At 38.7% G+C, this 25,153-nt stretch carries 18 protein-coding genes; 9 read left to right on the top strand and 9 right to left on the bottom strand.

The features are described 5' to 3' along the window. Positions 1-257: 257 nt before the first annotated feature. Both rcsD and rcsB read left to right on the top strand, forming a co-directional pair. Positions 258-2,966, top strand: a complete 2,709-nt coding sequence (gene rcsD, locus B6258_RS01765) for a phosphotransferase RcsD (RefSeq protein WP_099073831.1) — start codon at positions 258-260, stop codon at positions 2,964-2,966. 2 nt (positions 2,967-2,968) lie between these two features. Continuing rightward, positions 2,969-3,625 carry a response regulator transcription factor RcsB gene (gene rcsB / locus B6258_RS01760; protein WP_006533269.1) on the top strand — a complete coding sequence of 219 codons (657 nt, stop codon included), beginning with the start codon at positions 2,969-2,971 and terminating at the stop codon, positions 3,623-3,625. Between the two features lie 379 nt (positions 3,626-4,004). Here the strand turns inward: rcsB and rcsC are convergent, their stop codons facing one another. After that, entirely contained in the window at positions 4,005-6,839 is a 2,835-nt protein-coding gene (gene rcsC / locus B6258_RS01755) for a two-component system sensor histidine kinase RcsC (protein WP_099073830.1), read from the bottom strand. A gap of 192 nt (positions 6,840-7,031) precedes the next feature. Continuing rightward, complete coding sequence (gene gyrA, locus B6258_RS01750; protein WP_099073829.1) at positions 7,032-9,659, bottom strand: DNA topoisomerase (ATP-hydrolyzing) subunit A; 2,628 nt, start codon at positions 9,657-9,659, stop codon at positions 7,032-7,034. Between the two features lie 172 nt (positions 9,660-9,831). Here gyrA and ubiG point away from each other — a divergent pair, with 172 nt between their 5' ends. From ubiG to tyrP, 6 genes are all read left to right on the top strand, one after another. After that, positions 9,832-10,569 carry a bifunctional 2-polyprenyl-6-hydroxyphenol methylase/3-demethylubiquinol 3-O-methyltransferase UbiG gene (gene ubiG / locus B6258_RS01745; RefSeq protein ID WP_099073828.1) on the top strand — a complete coding sequence of 246 codons (738 nt, stop codon included), beginning with the start codon at positions 9,832-9,834 and terminating at the stop codon, positions 10,567-10,569. Positions 10,570-10,917: 348 nt separating this feature from the next. Further along, positions 10,918-13,209 (top strand): class 1a ribonucleoside-diphosphate reductase subunit alpha, encoded by a 2,292-nt coding sequence (gene nrdA, locus B6258_RS01735; protein ID WP_099073826.1) that lies wholly within the window; start codon positions 10,918-10,920, stop codon positions 13,207-13,209. An 11-nt stretch (positions 13,210-13,220) separates the two neighbouring features. Further along, on the top strand, positions 13,221-14,351 hold the full coding sequence (gene nrdB / locus B6258_RS01730; protein WP_075670676.1) for a class Ia ribonucleoside-diphosphate reductase subunit beta: 1,131 nt from the start codon (positions 13,221-13,223) through the stop codon (positions 14,349-14,351). A 25-nt stretch (positions 14,352-14,376) separates the two neighbouring features. After that, positions 14,377-14,655: a class I ribonucleotide reductase maintenance protein YfaE gene (yfaE, locus tag B6258_RS01725; protein WP_099073825.1), complete on the top strand. Its 279-nt coding sequence runs from the start codon at positions 14,377-14,379 to the stop codon at positions 14,653-14,655. Positions 14,656-14,745: 90 nt separating this feature from the next. Next, entirely contained in the window at positions 14,746-14,979 is a 234-nt protein-coding gene (locus B6258_RS01720) for a YgdI/YgdR family lipoprotein (protein WP_069368006.1), read from the top strand. Between the two features lie 181 nt (positions 14,980-15,160). Next, positions 15,161-16,372 (top strand): tyrosine transporter TyrP, encoded by a 1,212-nt coding sequence (gene tyrP / locus B6258_RS01715; RefSeq protein WP_099073824.1) that lies wholly within the window; start codon positions 15,161-15,163, stop codon positions 16,370-16,372. Between the two features lie 93 nt (positions 16,373-16,465). Here tyrP and B6258_RS01710 read toward each other — a convergent pair whose 3' ends face one another. Further along, positions 16,466-17,008, bottom strand: a complete 543-nt coding sequence (locus B6258_RS01710) for a YfaZ family outer membrane protein (RefSeq protein ID WP_099073823.1) — start codon at positions 17,006-17,008, stop codon at positions 16,466-16,468. A gap of 284 nt (positions 17,009-17,292) precedes the next feature. Between B6258_RS01710 and B6258_RS01705 the strand changes: the two genes are divergently transcribed. Next, entirely contained in the window at positions 17,293-18,747 is a 1,455-nt protein-coding gene (locus tag B6258_RS01705) for a catalase (RefSeq protein ID WP_099073822.1), read from the top strand. Positions 18,748-18,852: 105 nt separating this feature from the next. Here the strand turns inward: B6258_RS01705 and B6258_RS01700 are convergent, their stop codons facing one another. The 6 genes from B6258_RS01700 to menD form a co-directional block, all read right to left on the bottom strand. After that, a complete protein-coding gene (locus B6258_RS01700; RefSeq protein WP_231039676.1) occupies positions 18,853-19,050 on the bottom strand; it encodes a type II toxin-antitoxin system YafO family toxin in 198 nt (65 codons plus the stop codon). 123 nt (positions 19,051-19,173) lie between these two features. Next, positions 19,174-20,607: an o-succinylbenzoate--CoA ligase gene (menE, locus tag B6258_RS01695; RefSeq protein ID WP_099073820.1), complete on the bottom strand. Its 1,434-nt coding sequence runs from the start codon at positions 20,605-20,607 to the stop codon at positions 19,174-19,176. Continuing rightward, the gene (gene menC / locus B6258_RS01690) at positions 20,595-21,566 is read right to left on the bottom strand and encodes an o-succinylbenzoate synthase (RefSeq protein ID WP_099073819.1); all 972 of its coding nucleotides are present in this window, start codon (positions 21,564-21,566) and stop codon (positions 20,595-20,597) included. Before menC ends, menE begins: the two co-directional genes overlap by 13 nt. Further along, positions 21,566-22,423, bottom strand: coding sequence for a 1,4-dihydroxy-2-naphthoyl-CoA synthase (gene menB, locus B6258_RS01685; RefSeq protein WP_075670662.1), 858 nt, complete (start codon positions 22,421-22,423; stop codon positions 21,566-21,568). Before menB ends, menC begins: the two co-directional genes overlap by 1 nt. Positions 22,424-22,435: 12 nt before the next feature. Continuing rightward, on the bottom strand, positions 22,436-23,203 hold the full coding sequence (menH, locus tag B6258_RS01680; RefSeq protein WP_099073818.1) for a 2-succinyl-6-hydroxy-2,4-cyclohexadiene-1-carboxylate synthase: 768 nt from the start codon (positions 23,201-23,203) through the stop codon (positions 22,436-22,438). Continuing rightward, on the bottom strand, positions 23,178-24,872 hold the full coding sequence (gene menD, locus B6258_RS01675; RefSeq protein WP_099073817.1) for a 2-succinyl-5-enolpyruvyl-6-hydroxy-3-cyclohexene-1-carboxylic-acid synthase: 1,695 nt from the start codon (positions 24,870-24,872) through the stop codon (positions 23,178-23,180). The genes menH and menD overlap by 26 nt, the downstream gene beginning before the upstream one ends. Positions 24,873-25,153 lie beyond the last annotated feature (281 nt).

Raw genomic sequence — 25,153 nt, 5'->3', positions numbered from 1 at the left:
GTTTCCCATCGGCGGTTTTCAAGACCGCTGCCTTCAGCCACTCGGCCATCCTTCCATAGCGCGGAATTATGCCTATCTCTGACCCTGCTGTCTAGCTCCGATTGTAAAAAAATTGGATTTTTTTGTTTGTTTGCTCAAAGTTCATCCGAATATCCCTTTTAAAATGATAACCTGTTAATATAATGACTGAATAATGGTGATTGTTTACTCAATTTTCTATTTTTAATTACATTGTCTCTTAAAGGCTCGCAAACTGAATGCGTACATTGAACCAACTCAAGCCAAATACACTAACTCGTTTATATGCCCTGTTTCTTCTTTTTATGGTCATATCGCTTTTTCTCTACGCTTACAGTTATTTTGACACTTGGCTAGATAGCAAAAAAAACGCTATCAACAATACGACTCAAAAATTCGCTCGGCAGGTTGAAGATTACCGTTACCACTCTAATCAGCTTTTTCAGTTATCAAATAAAATAATCGATACCTCGACGTTTCCTGTATTGCGACTTAATCCAATAAAATTACGTTCTGATGTATTTTGGCTTGAAGGGCGAGACCAAACCGTAGATTCCATTATATTTGGTAAACCCAATGAGCAAACTTTTCAGTTAGCGCAACGATTTGCTAATTCACTCGAAATTCTTTGGGGTGTGCGTAATGATTACAGTTCACTTTATTATCTAAATGGTAAAGGGAATGATCTTATCTTAATTACGACCCATTCTGTGCTTAAGCCGGAGATCCGTTACAAAGAAAGCTATTTAACATTAACGGCCGAAAATAAACGGTCTGAATTATTGATGCAATCAACTGCACTAGATGAAAAAGAGAGCCTTTCTCCTATTCGGAAAATGTCTACGGAAAACATTTACTACTACACTTATCGTATTATGTTTAATGTACCTGGTCAGTTAACCAGCGTAGTAGCGTTTGATTTACCTATCAATAATTTCTTGCCTTCAGAGCTATCTCCGCACTACTTAAGATTACTTCCAACAGGCCAGCAATCTGTTTATGACAAGAATAACATTGAAATATCAACCGACGGCTCTTCACTGATTTTTTCTCAACCGATTCTTGGGATCCCTTATTCACTCTCTTATGAATACCCGATGAAGTCGATTATAAAAGAAATTGCCTACAAAAATATTTGGTTATTAATCAGCCTATTGGTCTTTATCTCTATCTCCGTTTTTGGCCACATCTATATCCGTAATAAGTACGTTTTCCCTTATATTTCGATGACACGTAATCTACGGATCAAAGAAGAGATGACAAATGACATCATTTCAAATCTTCCGATAGGATTATTAGTCTATAATTTTTCCTCTAACCATAAGATTATTAGTAATAGTCATGCGGAAAAATTACTGCCTCATATCGATTTATCTAAGATCCGCCAAATGGCCGTTGAGCACAATGGCTTAATCCAGACGGCTATCAACAACGAAATTTATGAAATACGAACAAGTAATAATAACAATATAGACAATACGTCATTATTCATATTTCTGAATAAAGATAATGAAGCTCTTATCAATAAAAAATTACAACTTGCACAGCAAGAATATGAGAAAAACACCATCGCACGACGCAAAATCTTATCTAATATGTCATTAGAATTAATGCGTCCCATCAAAGATATAAATGAGATGGTTTATCAATTCAAAGAATTATTACCCGAAGATACTCACCAACAATTGCTTAGCTTATTATTAGAGAAAACAAATTACATTTCTGAATGGATAGAAAACATTACATTAATTAATAAGTTAGAAAATCAAGAATGGAAAATTCATAAGGATGAATTTGAATTATCAACTTTAGTTGAATCTATTCTGATAACAGCAACACCTTTTATGATAAGAAAAGGCCTAACACTTTATTTCCACAATAATATAAAGCCTGGCTTACTTTTAATTAATGATGGTCCTGCTTTAAGTAAGATTATTTTATCATTGATTAATTATGCCATTAGTACGACTAATTATGGAAAGATAACGGTTAATCTGAATTTAGTAAAAAATAAAGATAAAGAAGAAATACTGATTGATATTATTGATAGTGGAAGCGGGCTTACACCTCAAGACATTGCTAATATAAAATACCCATTCTTAGGACAAGCAATGGGAGACAAATATTATTCTAATTCAGGTATCATTTTTTATTTATGCCACTTGCTGTGTAATAAAATACAGGGAGAATTAACTATTAAGAGCCAAGAAAGTATTGGTTCTCATTTCCGAATTGTACTCCCATACCAGCATATAGATACGGAAGAACGAACTTTTAACGTATTATTAGAGGGAATAAACGCAAAACTCGCCATAAAAAACCCTGAAATAGAAAAAATCATCTGCCAACAGCTTGATAAATATGGCGCGACATACTTTGATAAAAATAGAGAGAATCTTTATCCTGAATACGATATCATACTTAGGGATACACCGAATGATAATCCTGAATCTCCAACAATATTATTAATGAGCTCTATTGTTGGATTTGAAAAAATATCAAAAGATTTAATAAAGTGTAACTATAACTTCGGTGATCCTTTAATAGAGGCTATTACTTATTTAATTGAAGAAAATGAGTCATTTCCCCTAGATACAACTAAAGAGAGTATTTGGGATGAAAATAATAACCTTGATAAATACGAAGTAATTCTTAATAATTATAGGAAGAAGTTGAATGGTAGTGATTATAAGGAACTATTTATCAGTACTGTTCCTATTGATGTTGAAAAACTACACTTAGAAGCAACAAATAAAGACTTTCATTCTCTAGCCCAGACAGCCCATCGTCTAAAAGGGGTTTTTGCCATGTTAGATTTAGAATATCTCAGAGAAAGCTGTGAATATTTAGAGCATGACATAAAAAATCATAATGAATTAGAGATCAAAGAACGTATCACTCAACTGGATAAATGGATTCAACAGTTGCTGCAGCAAGGTAACAATTAAACATGAATAACCTTAATATTATTATTGCCGATGATCACCCAATCGTTTTATTCGGTATTCGTAAATCTTTAGAACAAATTGAATGGGTCAATGTTGTAGGTGAATTTGAAGATTCAACTTCACTTATCAATAACTTACCTAAGTTAAATGTGGATGCTTTAATTACTGACTTATCTATGCCTGGCGATAAGTATGGTGATGGTATTACACTCATTAAGTACATCAAAAGACATTATCCTAATTTGTCGATTATTGTACTAACAATGAATAACAATCCTGCTATTTTGAGTGCAGTCCTTGATCTTGAAATTGAAGGTATTGTGCTTAAGCAAGGTGCTCCGACTGATCTGCCTAAGGCATTGGCTGCGCTACAAAAAGGCAAGAAATTTATGCCTGAAAGCGTTGCGAAACTACTTGAAAAAGTCAATGCAAACGGTTATGGCGATAAACGTTTATCACCAAAAGAAAGTGAAGTGCTAAGATTATTTGCTGAAGGCTTCCTTGTGACCGAAATCGCGAAGAAACTCAATCGAAGTATTAAAACGATTAGTAGTCAGAAAAAATCAGCCATGATGAAATTAGGTGTTGATAACGATATCGCATTACTTAATTACTTGTCATCAGTGACTATTGATAAGGAAATTAACGGCCCGGATTAACTTCACCGTAGTTACCTTAGTCGCACCGATAAAATCAGGAAGCTCAACCTGTTGTGAGAGCTTCTCTGTTTTTTGGTTTTTACTTTTTATCCTTCATTCCCTTTAGGCTTACCTCTCTTTCCTTGCACATATTTCCTATTCAGAAGCCCCCTATATCTACATGGCTTATATATCATACCGTTACTAGGTTTTGCGCTTACAGGCTGTTACAGCGACTTCCTCACTTTCCTTTTAATCAGTTTGCCTTATTATGACGGTACTTTGTTTCATCTTGTCTATCAAAACGCTTTTTGAGCACATCACTTTTGTTTTTTTATCCCAAAAAACAAACAAAGACTAATAAATTAGTCTTTGTTTACTCGTTTTATCCGTTCTAGAATTATTCTTTAGGAATATGCTTCACCAACACGTCTCTTAAAATAGAGAGAGAAACAGGTTTAGATACACAATCATTCATTCCTGCATCAATACAGCGTTGCTTCTCTTCTGCAATCGCATTCGCCGTCACGCCTATCACAGGCATATTACTGCCTATTTCTCTTATATGTGTTGCCAGTTGATATCCATTCATATTTGGCATATTGACATCCGTCAGAACGATATCAACATGATTTTTAGCTAAATACGTTAATGCGTCACAACCATCTTCTGCTGTTGCTGTATTAAAACCGATTTTTTTCAGTTGATCGGTCAACAATAAGCGGTTTATTGGGTGATCATCGACAATAAGGACAGTCAAGGTTTGTAAGCTACAATCCGTATCTTGCTCCACCATCTCCACACAATTGGCTTCAACTTTGTTTTGTGGCAATTGCAGTATTATTTTTGTTAATTCGTTTAGTTTATAAGTACTGCATATCCACACGTTTTCAGCTGTTTTCTTCGATGGCTCAAAGTAATGCTCATTGATCCAAATAAATTGGCAGTTATCTTTTCTTGGTATATCGTAATCTGTGATAATAAAATCGGTTGAAGATATCACCACTTCTTCAGTAAGCAGTTCACAACTCAAACCAAAATAACGAAGATATCGGCGAATAAAGCCTTCTAAATAAAGATTTTTAATATCAATAAAACAACGAATATTACTTTCTTTATAAATATCACGTTTAGAAGAAAGCGCTACTCCTTCTAAAGCACCATAGAGAGGTATACGAACTGTAAAACGGCTACCTATATTTTCTTGAGAAACAACGCTAATATCCCCATCCATTAAGTTGATCAACTTTTCACAAATAGCTAAACCTAATCCTGTTCCCTCTGATGCACTTTCTGTATTTTGAGACACTTGGAAGAAGGGTTCAAAAAGCTCATGCAATGCTTTGTCGCTGATCCCTCGGCCTGTATCGTGAATATCGAAATAGAGATAATAATCATCTTTATAAAGATGTAAGGTAATGCATCCGGTCGTAGTAAATTTAATACTATTATTCAACAGATTAGAGATAACTTGTTGTACACGAACAGGATCACTATTTACAATTTTAGGTACATCAGGTTCAATAAAACAGTATATAGCCAAGTCTTTTTTTGCAATCAAAGGTAGATAATTAGAGATAACAAAAGAGAGCACTTGACGACAATTAAATGGCTTAATATCAATTTTTAACTGTTTAGATTCAATTTTCGAGAAATCGAGGATATCACTAATAATTTTTAGTAATAACGATGAGGAGTTATCCATCGTTTTTAGCAATCGAGCAGTATCATCACTTTGCGTAAGGGATTGCAGTAACTCTAAATTACCAATAATGCCATAAAGTGGCGTTCGTAATTCATGGCTGACTGTTGCCAAGAACATCGATTTAGCTTGGTTAGCTTGCTCTGCCGCTGTCGCCATATTTTGTAGTGAGCGCTCCATTTTAACCCGAGCGCTGATATCCACTAAAACACAGATAGCCACATCTTCATTTTGATAGCGTGAGTTAACAAAACTTATTTGCAGATGATTACGATTGTTGGTCACTACATCGACCATATTGCTACTTTTCTCAGCAACAATAGAAAGGATATTTTGTTTATCACTATGACTAAGTAAACGAAAATAGTTATGTGCCAGTTCGTTACTTAAAATGATCATGCCATCACGTATTCTAAGAATACTGATCCCAACCGGCGCTGATGCCACAATCTTATGGTTAAATTGCTCGTGCTCTTCTAGGCGAGAGGCATTATTTTCGGCTGGGGAGAATATTTTTCTCTCAAAGATCCATACGAAGATAAAAATCATAATGGCTGAAATAATATTTAAGATCAGCGCATTAAAAATCGTGAATTTAAATTCATTTAAAATTTGCTTGAGTGGTAATGAATACACCACACTAAAAGATGAAGGCAATAATTTGCGCTTAGCAACTAAATCACTAAAGTCTTCATCAAAACCAAAATAAGGGGCGCTGACATCAGGAACTTGTTTAACTGCATGATAATTATTTTCTGCAGGATAGCTTAAAACAGCGGTATTTCTGCTATTAAGAAGGTGAATTGAAATCACCCTATCTTTGGCAGGAGAAAAATATTCAAGACGAATAGCTCTTTCGATACCAATCAAGCCAATAAATTTACCTGAAGCATAAACTGGTGACATGACATATAAAATGCCACTATCCCCTTTTGCATCTGGCACTATCCAATATTGGTTGACTTCTTTACCTTGTGCACGTTGATTGATGTAGTTACGTGTGTTTTCGTAAACCATCTTTTTCAACATTTCAGTATCCACAGGGGATGCACGCAAAGGGAAGTTAATCATACACATGCTATGGGAGCCAACCATAAAAACTTGGTTTATCCCTTGTAAGGCAGGAGTATTATCTTTCCAATAATATAAGATACTGTTAAATGAGCGGAAATAGTTATTTGCTTGCCCTTTAAATAATTCACAATCTGCAGTTTCATTAAGCTTATGAAGTGAAAATGGCCCTTCATAAAATAATGAGTTTTTCATACCTGGGTTTAAGTTAATTTGTTCTTGGTGGCGTTCTGCGAGGTATTGTAAATCACGGATAGTGCCGGAGGTTTGCCTAAAGAAGCCAAGGAGGTTAGTGTAATTATTACTATACTCTTGCCGAATATCAGACTTAGTATCATTGAAGATATTGATAAGGTAAAACATGGTTAACAATGCACCCATCGCCCACAACATGATACCTAATATGCGAAAAAGGTAGCGGGAAATTTTTAACGATGTTTTAAAGGACGAGAGATATCTCAAACAACCACCCTAATCAATATTCCTACCGCACAAGAAACTTATTCTATTCTAGCAGAAGTTACTGAATGTCTGAATGATATGATCTTTATCATCAGGATAATTTTTTCTGATGATGAACTGATCCTACCACATAAAAAAAGCAGGCAATTATGCCTGCTTTCTTTTATTTATACATCACAATAATGATAAATATTATTCTTCGTCCGCATCATCTGCTAAATCTGAATCAGGTGCTTCTGATGACTCTTCATTAATAACTTCATTAACTTCGTCGTCATCTAATGCATCATCTTCATCTTCAACACGTTGCAAGCCAACAACCAACTCGCCTTCTGTTGTACGAATTAAGGTAACACCTTGTGTATTACGTCCAACAATGCTGACTTCAGAAACACGTGTACGAACTAATGTACCCGCATTCGTGATCATCATAATTTGGTCAGTTTCTTCAACTTGAATTGCACCAACAACTTTACCGTTACGCTCACTCACTTTAATAGAGATAACGCCTTGTGTTGCACGATTTTTCGTTGGGTATTCACTTTGAGCAGTACGTTTACCATAACCATTTTCAGTTACGGTTAAGATATCACCTACACCTCGAGGGATGATAAGTGAAACCACTTTATCGTCATCACTCAGTTTCATACCACGAACACCTGTCGCAGTACGACCCATTGGGCGAACACAATCTTCTGCAAAGCGAACTACTTTACCTTCCGCAGAGAACAACATAACTTCGTTAGTGCTATCGGTTAAATCAACACCGATTAATTCATCGCCTTCATTTAAATTAACAGCAATGATACCTGCACTACGAGGACGGCTGAAATCTTGTAGAGGGGTTTTCTTCACGGTTCCGCTTGCCGTTGCCATAAAGACAAACTTACCTTCTTCATACTCTCTTACTGGCAAAATAGCGGTAATACGTTCATTTTGCTCAAGAGGTAATAAGTTGATAATTGGACGGCCTCGAGCACCGCGACTTGCTTCTGGTAACTGGTAAACTTTCATCCAGTAGAGACGACCACGGCTTGAGAAGCATAAAATCGTATCATGGGTGTTAGCCACTAATAGACGATCGATAAAGTCTTCTTCTTTAATTCTTGCTGCTGATTTACCTTTACCGCCACGACGCTGTGCTTCGTAATCGGTAAGCGGTTGATATTTAACGTAACCTTGGTGAGAAAGTGTCACGACAACATTTTCTTCATTGATCAAGTCTTCAATATTAATATCAGCCGTATTTTCAGTGATCTCAGTACGACGAGGATCGTTATATTGATCTTTAATCGCATTTAGCTCTTCACGAATGACTTCCATCAGACGCTCTGGGCTTCTTAAGATATGTAGTAACTCAGCAATTTGGAGTAATAACTCACGATATTCATCTAACAGTTTTTCATGTTCAAGGCCTGTCAGTTTCTGCAAACGCAGATCCAAAATCGCTTGAGCTTGTTGCTCTGTTAGATAGTACTTGCCGTCATGTACGCCATATTGTGGCTCTAACCATTCAGGACGAGCAACGTTGCTGTCGCCAGCACGCTCTAACATAGTAGAAACGCTACCTAAATCCCAAGGTTGTGCAATTAATGCCGCTTTTGCTTCTGCTGGATTTGGTGCTTGACGGATCATTTCAATAACTGGATCAATGTTCGCCAAAGCAACAGCCAGTGCTTCTAAGATATGGGCACGATCACGTGCTTTACGTAATTCGTAAATAGTACGACGAGTAACAACTTCACGACGGTGACGAATAAAGGCAGAAATAATTTCTTTTAGATTTAATAATTTTGGCTGGCCTTGGTGAAGCGCAACCATATTAATACCGAAAGAAACCTGCATTTGTGTTTGTGAGAATAAGTGATTTAATACTACCTCTCCCACAGCATCACGTTTGATTTCAACGACAATACGCATACCGTCTTTATCAGACTCGTCACGTAATCCGCTAATACCTTCAATTCGCTTATCTTTAACAAGCTCTGCAATTTTTTCAATTAAGCGAGCTTTATTCACCTGATAAGGAATTTCTGTCACGATAATGGTTTCGCGACCTGTTTTCTCATCAGTTTCGATATCAGCCTGAGCACGGATATAAATTTTTCCGCGACCAGTACGGTAAGCATCTAAAATTCCTCTGCGACCATTAATAATAGCGGCAGTCGGGAAATCAGGCCCCGTAATATGTTCCATCAACTCTTCAATCGTGATGTCTTCGTTATCAACATAAGCAAGACAGCCGTCGATAACTTCACCGAGGTTATGTGGCGGAATGTTTGTTGCCATCCCTACCGCAATCCCTGAAGAACCATTGACTAACAAGTTTGGAATACGGGTTGGCATTACTGCCGGAATATGTTCTGTTCCATCATAGTTAGGAACAAAATCAACCGTTTCTTTTTCCAAATCCGCCAGCAGTTCATGGGCGATTTTCGCCATACGAACTTCGGTATAACGCATCGCAGCCGCCGAGTCACCATCAACTGACCCGAAGTTACCCTGCCCGTCAACCAACATGTAACGCATAGAAAAAGGCTGTGCTAAACGAACAATCGTTTCATAAACAGCACTGTCACCGTGCGGGTGATATTTACCGATAACATCCCCAACAACACGGGCTGATTTTTTATAAGGTTTATTCCAATCGTTTCCTAGTACATTCATCGCGAAAAGCACTCGGCGGTGTACTGGCTTCAGTCCGTCTCGAACATCGGGTAATGCGCGTCCTACAATAACAGACATCGCATAATCCAAATATGAGCTTTTCAGCTCTTCTTCGATATTAACTGGTGTGATTTCTCTGGCAATGTCGCTCATGGAGCCACTGTCCCTCATACTACGGATTCAAAGGTTTAGAACTATACCACAAATCGCCAATTTTTGGAAAAAGGAAACAATAAAATTAATGCTCCTTTCGCTATTCTCTTCGATTTCACCGTCTAACGTTGGTAGAATCATAGCAATATGAAAATAGGAGTAATACTTTCTGATGAATGATAAAACAACCTCTTTACATGCTAACGTGGATCAGCATGAAATCGACAAGTTTGAAAGCGTCGCATCACGGTGGTGGGATCTTGAAGGTGAATTTAAGCCATTACACCGCATCAATCCACTAAGACTCAACTATATTCAAGAACGTGCAGACGGCCTATTTGGAAAAAAAATCCTAGATGTCGGTTGTGGCGGCGGTATTTTGTCTGAAAGTATGGCATGTGCTGGGGCTGAAGTAACGGGTCTTGATATGGGTACAGAGCCATTACAAGTTGCACGCTTGCACTCACTGGAATCGGGTATTCCTGTCACTTACATTCAAGATACCGTTGAAAATCACGCAAATGAAAACCCACAAACTTACGACGTTGTTACCTGTATGGAGATGTTAGAGCACGTTCCTGACCCAGCTTCTGTTGTAAGAGCCTGTGCAAAACTAGTAAAACCGGGTGGACATGTTTTCTTCTCAACCATCAATCGTAATAAAAAAGCGTGGCTAATGCTGGTGGTAGGTGCGGAGTATATTCTGAATATGGTACCTAAGGGCACACATGATGCTAATAAATTTATTCGCCCATCAGAATTACTAAGCTGGGTTGATGAAACCGATTTACGTAGCAAAAACATGATTGGTTTACATTATAACCCAATCACTGATAAATTCCGATTAGCGCCAAATGTCGATGTGAATTATATGGTGCACACACAATCGACACATAACTCGAATTCATGAAACTGAAAGTTTGATTTGGTTTAATAAAACATCAAACGATCACATTTTTTAAAATTGACTTTACATCGTTGTCACTTGAATTTGTGTTTCTTACTGCCTGTATTTATGCAGGGTACAGGCAGTTGTTAAAAAAATTATCCCCTATTTATCCACAGAAACAATCAGATTTGTACACTTGATCAATCTCTCAATTACCTTTATCTTGTTATCACCATTTGAACCAACCCCTATATATTGTGTTTCCTTAAATTTCACACCACAAGACTCCTTGACACTGATTGTCATCGGGAGCGTTTTTTTGCGGTATAAAATTTCAGGTAACACTAATGCAAGAAAGGTGCATCGCTCATGAATCACAGCCTGCTCGTCACAAAACGTGATGGTCATAAAGAACGCATTGACTTAGACAAAATTCACCGTGTTATCGCCTGGGCCGCTGAAGGTCTAGAAAATGTCTCTGTATCTCAAGTTGAATTACGTTCTCAGATTCAGTTTTATGATGGTATCAAAACTGCTGATATCCATGAAACACTGGTAAAAGCTGCTGCAGACTTAATCTCTGGTGAAACGCCTGATTATCAGTATCTCGCTGCCCGTCTTGCCGTATTTAATTTGCGTAAAAAAGCGTATGGCCAATTTGAGCCACCAACACTGTATGATCACGTTAAAAAATTAGTCGATTTAGGCAAATACGATCGCCATCTTCTTGAAGATTACACACAAGAAGAGTTCGAACAGATGAATAACTTTATTGTTCATCAACGTGATATGAATTTCTCCTACGCTGCGGTTAAACAATTAGAAGGTAAATACTTCGTTCAAAACCGTATTACAGGTGAAATTTACGAAAGCGCACAGTTCTTATATGTTTTAGTTGCGGCTTGCTTGTTCTCTCGTTATCCACAAGCAACACGTATGGACTATATCGAACGTTTCTATCATGCGATTTCAACCTTTAAAATCTCATTACCAACGCCAATTATGGCGGGTGTAAGAACCCCTACTCGTCAATTTAGCTCGTGTGTTTTAATTGAGTGTGACGATAGCCTCGATTCTATCAATGCCACATCAAGTGCCATTGTGAAGTATGTTTCTCAACGTGCGGGCATTGGTATTAATGCTGGTCGTATTCGTGCATTAGGGAGTGCTATTCGTAATGGTGAAGCATTCCACACAGGCTGCATCCCATTCTATAAACACTTCCAGACTGCGGTAAAATCTTGCTCGCAAGGTGGTGTTCGTGGTGGCGCAGCAACCTTATTCTACCCATTATGGCATTTAGAAGTTGAAAGCCTGCTGGTACTGAAAAATAACCGTGGTGTTGATGATAACCGTGTTCGTCATTTAGATTACGGCGTTCAGTTAAATAAATTAATGTATGAACGTTTAATCAAAGGTCAGGATATTACTTTATTCAGCCCTTCTGATGTCCCTGGCTTATACGATGCATTCTTTGCCGATCAAGATGAATTTGAACGTTTATATGTGCAATATGAGAAAGATAAAAGCATCCGCCAAAAACAAGTTAAAGCGGTTGAGTTATTCTCATTAATGATGCAAGAACGTGCCTCAACTGGCCGTATTTATATTCAGAACGTTGACCACTGTAATACACATAGCCCATTTGATCCGGCTGTTGCACCAATTCGCCAATCAAACTTATGCTTAGAAATTGCACTACCAACTAAACCATTAAATGATATTAAAGATCCTAATGGTGAAATTGCACTGTGTACATTATCTGCATTTAACTTAGGTGCAATTGAAAATCTTGATGATTTAGAAGAACTTGCTCGTTTAGCCGTTCGTTCATTGGATGCACTGTTAGATTACCAAGATTATCCAATCTTAGCCGCTAAACAAGGTGCAATGGGCCGTCGTACCTTAGGTATTGGTGTTATTAACTTTGCTTATTATTTAGCAAAACACGGTGTTCGCTACTCTGATGGTAGTGCAAATAATTTAACCCATCGTGCATTTGAAGCAATTCAATACTATTTATTAAAAGCATCTAATGAATTAGCGAAAGAACAAGGCGCATGCCCATGGTTTAATGAAACCACTTACGCTGAAGGTATTTTACCTATTGATACCTATAAAAAATCATTGGATGTACTGACAAAAGAGCCTCTGCATTACGATTGGGAAGGTTTACGCAAAGACATTAAAGCGCACGGTTTACGTAACTCCACACTGTCTGCACTGATGCCATCAGAAACATCTTCACAGATTTCGAATGCGACAAATGGTATCGAGCCACCGCGTGGTTATATCAGTATTAAAGCCTCTAAAGACGGTATTTTACGTCAAGTGGTTCCTGAGTATGAGCGTTTGAAAGGCGCTTATGAATTACTGTGGCAAATGCCAAGTATTGAAGGTTACTTGCAGTTAGTGGGCATTATGCAAAAATTTGTTGACCAAGCAATTTCAGCAAACACTAACTACGATCCTACTCGTTTCCCTAGCGGTAAGGTTCCAATGAACCAACTGCTGAAAGATTTGCTGCTCGCTTACAAATATGGTGTGAAAACACTCTATTATCACAATACCCGTGACGGTGCAGACGATGTACAGGGTGATCTGGAAGAAGTCGTTGAGACGGAAGATTCAGATTGTGAAGGCGGCGCGTGTAAAATTTAATTGAGGAAGCTATGTCTTATACTACTTTTTCACAAGTTAAAAATGATCAACTTCAGGAGCCCATGTTTTTTGGGCAGCCTGTTAACGTAGCGCGTTATGATCAGCAAAAATATCCTATTTTTGAAAAGCTAATTGAAAAACAGCTCTCCTTCTTCTGGCGTCCAGAAGAAGTGGACGTTTCTCGTGATCGTATTGATTACAATGCGTTACCTGATCATGAAAAACATATTTTTATTAGTAATTTAAAATATCAAACGCTGTTGGATTCGATTCAAGGAAGAAGCCCTAATGTGGCATTCTTACCTTTAATCTCAATCCCTGAGTTAGAAACATGGGTTGAAACATGGTCATTCTCTGAAACCATTCACTCACGCTCTTATACTCATATTATTCGTAATATTGTTAATGATCCGTCAGTTGTGTTTGATGATATCGTTGAAAATGAAGAAATTTTAAAACGCGCGCGTGATATTTCTTCTTATTATGATGAGTTAATCAAACTGACAAATCTTTATCATATGTATGGTGAAGGCGACCATCAGGTTAAAGGTAAAACGGTTCATGTCACGTTACGCAAATTAAAGAAACAGCTTTACCTGTGCTTAATGAGCGTCAACGCACTAGAAGCGATTCGTTTCTACGTTAGCTTTGCCTGTTCATTTGCCTTTGCTGAGCGTGAATTGATGGAAGGTAACGCGAAGATCATTAGACTCATTGCTCGTGATGAAGCGCTACACTTAACAGGTACACAGCACATGCTGAATTTACTGCGCTCAGGTCAAGATGATCCTGAAATGGCAGAAATTGCAGCGGAATGTGAGCAAGAGTGTTATGACCTGTTCGTTGAAGCTGCTGAGCAAGAGAAAGAGTGGGCTGAATACCTATTCTCTGAAGGTTCAATGATTGGTTTAAATAAAGATATCCTTTGTCAGTATGTGGAATATATTACTAATATTCGCATGCAAGCTGTGGGTCTTAAACTACCATTTAAAGCGCGCTCTAACCCTATTCCATGGATCAACGCATGGTTAGTGTCTGACAACGTTCAAGTTGCGCCTCAAGAAGTTGAAGTCAGTTCTTACCTCGTGGGTCAAATCGATTCACAAGTTGATACTGATGACTTAAGTAACTTTGAACTGTAATACTGAGAAATAACACCGATACGTTATGGCATCTCATAAAGTGACCCTGCATCAGCAGGGTCTTTCAACACCTTTAGAATTTCATACTGACACTCATCCTTCTTTGCTTGATGCATTAGAACATGGGAAAGTCCAAGTCGAATACCAATGTCGTGAAGGCTATTGCGGCTCTTGTCGTCTACGTTTAGTGAAAGGCAAAGTTTGTTATCGTAATGAGCCTTTAGCCTTTATCCAACCCGATGAAATCTTGCCTTGTAGTTGTCATCCCATCAGTGATATTGAAATAGAAATTTACTCTGAATAATTTGAATTATCTTAATTTAAGCTTTTTTCTAACACTCTTGTTCAACTTTGACTAAGGTTAAGTTAATACGATAAAAAAAGGAAAAGCATTATGAAATTAAAGTCTATTTTCTCAGTGATTGCTATTTCTACATCAATTCTGCTGGTTGCAGGCTGTTCAAGTCCACAAAAAATAGAAACAGTAAATGGGGAAACAATTTTAACGACAGATAAACCCCAAGAAGATGAAGCGACTGGATTAATAACCTACAAAGATGCAGAAACTGGACAGCTCAAACAAATTAATCGAGATCAAATAAGACGAATGGTAGAGCTTGACGATTAACGCTCTGATAAACCTTTCTCTTAAAGCGCCAATTCATATTTATGATTGGCGTTTTTTTATTCATAAAATCATCAGTGTAAACTTATAATTACACCTTACGTAATTAAAATTTGACAGAAATTTACCATTCTTATACTCTGCTTTTTAAGTAAATAAAATAGTCTAGTGAATAGAGGATCTTGTGAAGAATCGCACTATAGGCAGTGTTTTTATTGTTGCAGGAACAACAATTGGGGCAGGTATGCTGGCAATGCCACTGGCTGCTGTGGGTATTGGCTTTAGCACGATGATGCTATTGCTTGTTGGCTTATGGTTATTGATGAGCTATACCGCGTTACTGCTGGTGGAAGTTTATCAATACAACGATCCTCATACTGGTCTTGGCTCTATCGCTAAACGTTATCTCGGTGTAGGTGGTCAAATCATCACTGGGCTCGCACTATTGCTATTAATGTATGCGCTAACAACGGCTTATATTAGTGGTGCGGGTGAACTACTTTCAGCCACCCTTTCATCTTGGATTGGTCATGAGCTTTCTGTCACACAAGGTATTATTATCTTTACAATGATTGGCGGAGCTGTGGTAGGAATTGGTACAACATCGGTTGATATGATTAACCGTCTATTGTTTACCGCAAAAGTTTTCTTCCTCATATTTATGCTGATTGTGATGTTACCTCACGTTGAGTCAGTAAACTTAACCTCAATGCCTGTGGCATATGGACTTATTCTTTCTGCTATTCCTGTTATTTTTACCTCATTTGGTTTCCACGGTAGTGTGCCAAGTATCGTAAGTTACATGAATGGCGATATTAAAAAGCTACGTTTTATCTTTATTATTGGTAGTGCTATTCCTCTTGTTGCTTATATTTTATGGCAAATTGCCACATTAGGCGCCATCCCAACAAATACTTTTATGGGAATTATGGCACAACAATCTGGATTAAATGGCTTATTGACTGCTATTCGTGATGTTGTTGCTACACCTCGCGTAAATATTGCAGTTAACTTATTTGCTGCGTTAGCTCTAGCTACCTCATTCCTTGGTGTTGCACTAGGTCTATTTGATTATCTTGCGGATCTATTTAAACGCAGTAATCGTGCAACTGGCCGCGTGCAATCCAGCCTATTAACCTTTGTTCCACCTTTAGTTTGTGCGCTTTATTTCCCTAACTTTGTACAAGCCTTAGCCTATGCTGCTATTGCATTGTCAATCTTAGCGTTGCTTCTACCCGCTTTATTAGTATGGAAAGTCAGACAAGAACAAAATGGTGCAGATAAATACAAAGTTAAAGGTGGAAAAGGCGCATTAGGTATTGTGTTTATTTGTGGTCTAGTGGTTATTGGTATTCAAATCGCTATTACTTTTGGTTTATTACCTCAAGTTGGCTAATTTCCTTTATTATATCGCTTTCTTATAGACAATAAAAAAAGCAGGTGCTGATTTTAGACACCTGCTTTTTTTGATTCAGATATAGTGTCTAGATTAGAAACTTAAACCTGCACCCACATATAAACCATCAGCTAATTTATTATTGCTTCTATTATGTGAGTTTTCGATTTCAATCACACGATAACCCGCATTAACATGTAATGGTTTAAATACCGTTAATTGTGCACCCACATCGGCTTCATAATAAGATTTGCTACCAGAAGTTAATCCTTCAGGAGATGCATAAGCCTCGCCATACACGCTTAAAGAAGGCAGAACATTCCAGTTAAGTCCCACACCACCGGCTAAAGCGGCACCATCATCACCATTTTTTGGCGCTAAATAGAGTGCTTTACCACCAACACTTGCTGAAAATGGCCCTAAAGGTAACGCAAATTTTGCACCTAAGCTTCCTACTTGACCATCATGATCACTACGAGCCCAGTTTCCATTAAAAGAAAGACCCGCATTAGGATCACCTAAACCAGCGCGAACATCAGTATAATGTTCCCCTGCTTGAATATTCATTGATACTGCATTGGCATTTCCAGCCACAAACAGCGCGCTCATCGCACCGACCAATAAATATTTTTTCATTGTTATTACCCCAGCAAATAATTGTCCTAACTTATAATTATACAACAAATTTATTAAACAACTTGAGACAAAATTGAAAGATAATCTGTAGAATTTTCAATCTATGTAAATAAGTTACGTCTATCAATATTATTGGTCTAATTGGTTTTATTAATGAGTTCAATATTGCTAAAGTGGAATTACGGCCAATATTAACCATAATAAGTATAAGGCTGTTCGCTTCGTTTTATTCACACATGCTATTTTTTTAGAACGTTTACTATTTCATAAACTGGAGATATGTGATGGAAAAGAAAAAGCTAACAACGGCGTCAGGTGCACCTGTTGTAGACAATAATAACTCGATGACAGCAGGCCCTCGTGGTCCAATGTTACTTCAAGATGTCTGGTTTTTAGAAAAGCTGGCTCACTTTGATCGTGAAGTTATTCCAGAAAGACGTATGCACGCGAAAGGCTCTGGTGCTTTTGGTACATTTAAAGTCACTCACGATATTACAAAATATACTCGTGCTAAAATTTTCTCTAAAGTGGGTAAAAAAACAGAAATGTTTGCTCGCTTCTCAACAGTTGCTGGTGAAAGAGGTGCTGCAGATGCCGAACGTGATATTCGTGGCTTTGCATTAAAATTTTATACTGAAGAAGGTAACTGGGATATGGTGGGTAATAACACCCCTGTATTCTATCTTCGTGATGCACTGAAATTCCCAGACTTAAACCACGTAGTAAAACGTGATCCTAAAACTAACCTACGCAATATGGCATACAAATGGGATTTCTTCTCTCATTTACCAGAAGCTTTACACCAATTAACCATTGATATGAGCGACCGTGGTTTGCCACAGAGCTATCGTTTTATTCACGGTTTTGGTAGCCATACTTATAGCTTTATTAATAAAGATAATGAGCGTTTTTGGGTTAAATTCCACTTCCGTTGTCAGCAAGGCATTAAAAACCTGATGGATGATGAAGCTGAAGCGCTGGTCGGTAAAGATAGAGAAAGCTCACAGCGTGATTTATTTGATGCGATTGAGCGTGGTGATTTCCCACGTTGGAATTTACAAATTCAAGTGATGCCAGAAAAAGAAGCGTCAAAAGTCCCTTATAATCCTTTTGATTTAACAAAAGTTTGGCCTCATGCTGATTACCCATTAATCGATGTAGGCTATTTCGAATTAAATCGTAACCCTGAAAACTATTTCTCTGATGTAGAGCAAGCGGCATTTAGCCCTGCTAACATTGTTCCGGGTATTGGTTTCTCCCCAGATAAAATGTTACAAGGTCGCTTATTCTCTTATGGTGATGCGCATCGTTATCGTTTAGGTGTTAATCATCATCAAATTCCAGTGAATGCGCCACAATGCCCATTCCATAACTATCACCGTGATGGTGCTATGCGTGTTGATGGCAATAGTGGCAGTGGTATTACTTACGAGCCAAATAATGGCGGTATGTTCCAAGAACAACCTAACTTTAAAGAGCCGCCATTATCTATCGAGGGTGCAGCAGATCACTGGAACCATCGTGAAGACGAAGATTACTTCAGTCAACCTCGTGCGCTGTATGAATTACTGAGTGATGAAGAACATCAACGTATGTTTGCTCGTATCGCAGGTGAATTAATTCAAGCAAGCAAAGATACGCAAAAACGCCAAATTGCCCTATTTAAGAAAGTCCATCCTGAATATGGCGCAGGTGTTGAAAAAGCAATGAAAGCATTAGCGAAAAAAGACGCTAAATAACCGCATAATAAGAAGCCCTGTGAGCAACTCGGCAAAAATAACAAGGCGCCTTCGGGCGCCTTTCTTATGAGAAATAGACTAACAATAAGCAATGACCTTAACTGATTAACTGTTTTGAAATTCTTCTGCTCGTCGTTCTAATTCTGCCATATAAGGTGTTTTCGCTTTTTCATGTCCATCGGGTGACATAATACCTATGATCTGAATATTATCGTAATCCAGCCAATGCCTTGAAAAAACAAGATAATGATTCGAATGTCTGTCAATTTGTGGTTTTGTTTTCTTCCAAGCTGCTTCTGGCATCACCAAATCCATTGTCTATTTTACGCTCACCACTTTAACCATGATAAGCATATAATAAAATCACTTTTATCTACCCTTTATATTAGAAATAGGCGTTTTGAGAGAAAGCTCGACAAATAAATATCACTTCAACAACTGCCCTTTTACCCACTCTTGCACTTGCTTACGGGAGATTTTAATTCCGCCATTTTTAAGACATTCAGGGAGTTGTAAACAAGCAACAGGTCGTTGAAATCCGGCTAATCGAGAGTGATACCACTGTGGTAATTGATTGATTATTTCAATATCCGCATCCACAACTGCGACAGGACGTTGCCCAAACTCCGTATCATCGATAGGAACAACAAAAGATTGGCTTACACTAGGGTGTGCATTGAGTATTTTCTCAATATCTTCCGGCTGAATACCTTCACCTGCACTAAAAAAAAGATTATCTAATCGCCCTAAAACACACCATTCTTCAGCAATAAAGTCGCCTTTATCTCGCGTCGAATACCATCCATCGGCCGTGAGTGATAACGGTTTTAATTTACCATCAAACCAATAGCCCAAAGCAACACTGTCAGACATTATCTGGAGTTCGTCATCCACTAACCTAACATTTTTGCCTTTTAATGGAAGCCCAACGCCTGCTTTACCATCTGCACGCTTCGCACAAACAGTTGATGCCATTTCCGTCATGCCATAACCACACCAGCATTGAATTCCCCAATGTTCTGCTTCTTGCGTTAGCTCAATAGGGATCATTGCTCCCCCTAATAAAACAGATCTTAAAGTGATAGGTTTAGGTTGTTGATTATCTTGTTGCGCTCTACTTTGTAAGAAGCGCCATAGTTGTGTGGGAACTAAAGAGGCATGAGTACAACCTTGCAAAGCATCCACAAATGGGTGCATTTCACGCACCACCAGCATTGCGCCACGTAATAACCAGCGCCAAAGTATACCTTGCCCTGAAACATGAAATAGTGGTAAAGAAAGTAACCAGCTATCGCCTTTTTCAAAAGGCATTAATGATAGAATACCTTCCGCACTACAAAGATGGGCATCAAAAGTATGAACAGCCGCTTTAGGTAAACCCGATGAACCCGATGTCAAAATAAGCGTTGCCATGCGAGATGGCTCCCACTGTACAGCTTCTGTTTCATTTTTATGTTGACGTGGTGCGTTATCAAACTCAACGCCATTAAGATCAAGCAAAGTCGCATCCAGATCGAGCGTTGACTCACTCAGATCAGCATAAAAATCAATATTTAAATGAGGTAATAAATCATCAAGTAAAGACTTTGGAAGTTGTGGATTTAAAGGTAAAACCTTAGCCCCACATTGGAAAACAGCGAGTAATGTAAAAACAAGATTGAGGTTATTTTTTCCACGCAATAGCACAGTGCTTTGCGTATCAACACCTTGTTTAGCAAAATTGTTAGCTAAGTGATTAATATGACAACTGAGTTGCTGCCATGTAATCGGTGAAACACCTGAAATGATGGCCGTTTCATTTGGGTATAATTTCGCCCAGTGATGCCACGGCCATTGTTTAAATGGAACTACTGTTGCCATACTGTCTCTAGCTGTTCAAGAGAGATAAGTGGAATATCCACATTTGGCCAAGGGCGAATGAGTTGTTGTTTAATTAAATCAACAGTATCCAGCCCAGGAATGCTATTAGGCGTTAACCATTGTGCAATTCTGGCTAATTGAGTGAGCCCGAAACTACTTTCAATACTTGAACTGATAATGGCATCTAATCCTAACGCATGCGCTTGTTTAACAAGCAGTTGGCAGCGTTCAAGACTTCCCACTAGCGTAGGTTTAATCACAATCGTTGTCACACCAGATTGTGGTTTTACTTCAAAACCGTCATCACGCACAGTCTCATCCCAAGCGATATTAATGCCTGTTGCTTGAGAAAAAGCCAGTGACTCTTCAGGTGTTTTACAAGGCTCTTCTAAGAATGCAATACGATCACGCCATGCAGGGTTTACATACTTCGCAAATCCTTCTGCTTTGGCTGGTGTCCAGCTTCTGTTCGCATCCAATCTTAATTTTAAGTCTGGAATAGCTTCTAATAGCAGGTTAACAACGATCCCATCACGTACCGCTTCATATAATCCCACCTTGATTTTAGCAACTTTTTCACCTTCCATATCATTAAGGCTTAAAATCAAATCATCAGGATCGCCATTACATAAAGGTGCAGCACGATAGTTTGCTTCTTGTGGTAACGCATCATCAAGCTCTGCTAATGCACAGCTAATACCAAAAGCCACACTGGGTAGTTCACTATGAATAGGTTTTTTACCGGCGCACCAAGCTGTTAACCAAGATTGTGCAGCTTCTTGTGCTTGTTCTAAAGTTTCACGGCTAAACTCAGGAAGAGGTGAAATTTCACCCCATCCTTGTTTGCCATTTTGCTCTAAACAGACAAGAAAACCATCACGCGTTTTTAGCCTTTGATAGCGCAGAACAACGCCTGCATCTACAGGTAGGCTGAATGAATAGAGTTTGGCGTTTCGCATTATGGGTTACGTTTAAATCGAGTGAAATCAGGTTGACGTTTTTCATTAAAGGCGTTGCGGCCTTCTTGACCTTCATCAGTCATATAGAACAGCATAGTTGCATTACCCGCTAATTCTTGAAGACCCGCTTGACCATCACAGTCTGCATTTAATGCCGCTTTCAAACAACGTAATGCCATTGGGCTGTTTTCCAACATTTCACGACACCAGCGTACGGTTTCTTTTTCAAGATCTGCATAAGGAACAACGGTATTCACCAAGCCCATTTCTAATGCTTCTTTTGCATCATATTGACGGCATAAGAACCAGATTTCGCGCGCTTTCTTTTGACCAACAATACGCGCCATATAAGAAGCGCCCCAGCCACCATCGAAAGAACCCACTTTAGGGCCAGTTTGACCAAAAATAGCGTTTTCAGCAGCGATAGTTAAGTCGCACATCATATGAAGTACATGACCACCACCGATAGAATAACCTGCAACCATTGCGACAACAGGTTTCGGGCAAGTGCGGATTTGGCGTTGGAAATCCAACACATTCAGGTGATGAGTGCCGCTATCATCGCGATATCCGCCGTAGTCGCCACGAATTTTTTGGTCACCACCCGCGCAGAATGCTTTTTCACCTGCACCCGTTAAAATGATAGTACCAATGGTGTCATCATAACGTGCATCAGCTAATGCTTGGATCATCTCTTTCACTGTCAAAGGACGGAAAGCATTACGCACTTGCGGGCGGTTAATCGTAATTTTTGCAATGCCATCGACTGATTTATGATAAAGGATATCTTCAAAACCTTCAGAACAATCCTGCCATTCAATCGGTGCATATAATTTTTCTTCGCTCGGGTAAAGCATAATTAGGTTCCTTTAACCAAAGAGGGATAAAACATGATTTATCACCGCAGCATAAGCAACAGGCTGTGCCTGATGGGCATTATGACCAGCCTGCGGGATAGTCGTTAATGGCAGCGAATATTGCTGCGCAATAAATTGAAATTTATTATCTTTTTCACCACAAAGCCAAATAAATGGCAATGTGAGTTGCTGTAACTCTGTGACAAGCCAAGGCTGATGACCTAAAGAAAGCGTTTCTAAACTTTCTGCAATACAAAAACCCGCATTATGACGTCGTTTTTCAACGAGTAACTGGCGTTTCTCATCACTTAAATCGGAAAATACAGGTTGCTGATACCACTGTGTTAATACGTCACTGATAGGTTCATGACGAAAACGCTCAGCCCAGCATTTATCATGTGCAATACGGCGTTGTCTTTCTGTTGCATCACATAACCCCGGATTTCCACCTTCAACAATCAACCCCATTAATCCCGTCGTATCACCAAAACACGCATGATACATCGAAATTCTGCCACCTAACGAGTAGCCAATTAACCAATAGTGGTCAATACCTTGCTCTTTAAGTGTATCTGTCAGTAACGTACTCACTTCAACAAAATTTTTCGCGCTGATAGAAGCAGAACCACCATGACGAGGCAAATCAATCACAAGTGATGGATATTCATGGCAAGCCTGAATGACAGGTTCCCATTCACAACCTTCACCTAATAGCCCATGCAACCAAACTAACCAAGGCCCTTCATTATGGGTATTATATCGCTGACATGCTAAAGTCATGAGATGTTACCTGTTTTACCAGCTGATTTAATGTTTTTGCACCCTCAGTATCATCAACAATTAATTCAATTAATGTCGTTGTTGGCGCCCCTGCCCAGCATTTCTGAACAGTCGTTAACAATGCATCCCAACTTGTTGGTGATACATAATCCAAGCCAAACATTGCGGCTGCGTGTTTGAAATGTAGTGAATGAGGCATACAGTAAAAGCGTTCTCGCTCTGCCTCTGGCGTGGGTAGCATTGAAAATATTTGCCCACCGTTATTATTCACCACGATAATAACATTAGGTGCATAAACTTGTTGATGTAACGCTAAACTATTTAAATCATACAGTGCAGATAAATCACCTAATATTGTTAATGTGGGTTTTCCTGTTGCACGATGAACACCCGCAGATGTTGAAATTAAGCCATCAATACCACTTGCGCCTCGATTGCTCATCACAGGGTAACCTTGTGGTAGCTGAGCAAATGCATCGATTAATCGGACTATCAGACTATTGCCAACAAATAATTGTCCATCATTAGGAAGTAATTTATCTAATTGATGTGCAACCTGAGCCTCACCAAAATAATCGGTTATTTCACTGACTTTTTGATAGGTTTGTTTGGCTATATTCGTTAATTGATTAGTCCACGGTGGATTATCGATCGCAGGATGTGCCGTTAACCACTGCATAGGAGGTAATGTAAATTTCTCACCTTGATGATGACCAGGATCTAAACGCCCCGGAATAGGATCAATAATCCAATACGTTTTTGGCGAGCATGCTACTTGCCATTGTAATAAGCGTTTACCTGTTAAACTTGAACCAAATTGAATAACAATTTCAGCTTTATTTAATTCTGATTTTATCTGTGGGTTATTCAACCATAAATCGGCACAAGGTAATGGTTGCCCTGTTTGAGATAATACATCACCCAATAAAGGCCAACCTAATTTCGAAGCCCATTTTACAACTTTAACGCCCTCTTCTGGACTAATACGCCCCGCAATAACCACACCTTTTTTCTGACGTAATGCATTCCATTGAGGATGCATCGTGGCAGAAGTAAACAGGGTTTCTTGTAGCCACGGTTTATCACTTTGCCACCAATCCCCTAAAGCTTCAGTCCATGGTGTTGATGTTTCAACATCATCACCATATAAAGGTTCTGCAAAAGGACAATTGACGTGTAATGCACCATGAACCAATGTATTCATGGCATTATCAAGGGTAGAAACTAACCAACTTGCGGAAATATCTGCGGTTGGTCTTGGTAAAGAGAGTGTTTGTGAAGGATGCGTTGCAAAAATACCTTGCTGGCGAATAGCTTGGTTTGCACCACAATCAATTAATTCAGGCGGTCTGTCTGCGGTTAAAAAGACAACTCGTTCTCCCGTTAACCCTGCCTCAATCAACGCTGGGTATAAATTAGCAACAGCGGTTCCCGATGTCACGATCACAGCAACAGGTTCTTTGGTTGCTTTTGCGAGTCCCAAAGCTAAATGCCCAAGTCCACGCTCATCAAAATGCGTATGGCAAACTAATTTTTGATTAGCCGCGGCCGCAAGTGTTAAAGGGGTCGAACGAGATCCGGGGGCAATACAGATATGGCGTAAGCCATGACGAGTCAAAGTTTCGAGTATAACTTTAGCCCATTGGCGATTAAACGAACTATTAGACATTGATCATCCCAACAACGAAAACCTGCAATTGCTATTATAATATCTGTTCCTAAATACTTTTCCTTAGCCTAGTTCAATGAACAGAAGTTTTCGTTAAATAAATCGTTAAAGAAAGCACTCAAAGAGTGCATTATTTAGGCTAATCATCCACTCTATTTTCAATGAGCTCTTTTTTATCGTTAAGAATAGAAATAAATAGCGTTAGTGCTCTAAAGGATAGCATCAATTAGTTAACAATTAGCAGTGGTTATTTGAAGAGTAGCACTAAATAACTGACTTTA

Origin of the sequence: Proteus alimentorum, assembly GCF_002607735.1 — a bacterium.
In the GTDB taxonomy this organism is placed as follows: Bacteria; Pseudomonadota; Gammaproteobacteria; order Enterobacterales; family Enterobacteriaceae; genus Proteus; species Proteus alimentorum.
The sequence above is the reverse complement of the archived record's forward strand: the minus strand, read 5'-3'. Positions and strand labels throughout refer to the sequence as shown.

Excerpts from the sequence above, each read along its gene's own strand:
- rcsD (WP_099073831.1), top strand. The coding sequence starts at position 258 with ATGCGTACATTGAACCAACTCAAGCCAAATACACTAACTCGTTTATAT.
- rcsB (WP_006533269.1), top strand. The coding sequence starts at position 2,969 with ATGAATAACCTTAATATTATTATTGCCGATGATCACCCAATCGTTTTA.
- gyrA (WP_099073829.1), bottom strand. The coding sequence starts at position 9,659 with ATGAGCGACATTGCCAGAGAAATCACACCAGTTAATATCGAAGAAGAG.
- ubiG (WP_099073828.1), top strand. The coding sequence starts at position 9,832 with ATGAATGATAAAACAACCTCTTTACATGCTAACGTGGATCAGCATGAA.
- nrdA (WP_099073826.1), top strand. The coding sequence starts at position 10,918 with ATGAATCACAGCCTGCTCGTCACAAAACGTGATGGTCATAAAGAACGC.
- nrdB (WP_075670676.1), top strand. The coding sequence starts at position 13,221 with ATGTCTTATACTACTTTTTCACAAGTTAAAAATGATCAACTTCAGGAG.
- yfaE (WP_099073825.1), top strand. The coding sequence starts at position 14,377 with ATGGCATCTCATAAAGTGACCCTGCATCAGCAGGGTCTTTCAACACCT.
- B6258_RS01720 (WP_069368006.1), top strand. The coding sequence starts at position 14,746 with ATGAAATTAAAGTCTATTTTCTCAGTGATTGCTATTTCTACATCAATT.
- B6258_RS01710 (WP_099073823.1), bottom strand. The coding sequence starts at position 17,008 with ATGAAAAAATATTTATTGGTCGGTGCGATGAGCGCGCTGTTTGTGGCT.
- B6258_RS01705 (WP_099073822.1), top strand. The coding sequence starts at position 17,293 with ATGGAAAAGAAAAAGCTAACAACGGCGTCAGGTGCACCTGTTGTAGAC.
- B6258_RS01700 (WP_231039676.1), bottom strand. The coding sequence starts at position 19,050 with ATGCCAGAAGCAGCTTGGAAGAAAACAAAACCACAAATTGACAGACAT.
- menE (WP_099073820.1), bottom strand. The coding sequence starts at position 20,607 with ATGGCAACAGTAGTTCCATTTAAACAATGGCCGTGGCATCACTGGGCG.
- menC (WP_099073819.1), bottom strand. The coding sequence starts at position 21,566 with ATGCGAAACGCCAAACTCTATTCATTCAGCCTACCTGTAGATGCAGGC.
- menB (WP_075670662.1), bottom strand. The coding sequence starts at position 22,423 with ATGCTTTACCCGAGCGAAGAAAAATTATATGCACCGATTGAATGGCAG.
- menH (WP_099073818.1), bottom strand. The coding sequence starts at position 23,203 with ATGACTTTAGCATGTCAGCGATATAATACCCATAATGAAGGGCCTTGG.
- menD (WP_099073817.1), bottom strand. The coding sequence starts at position 24,872 with ATGTCTAATAGTTCGTTTAATCGCCAATGGGCTAAAGTTATACTCGAA.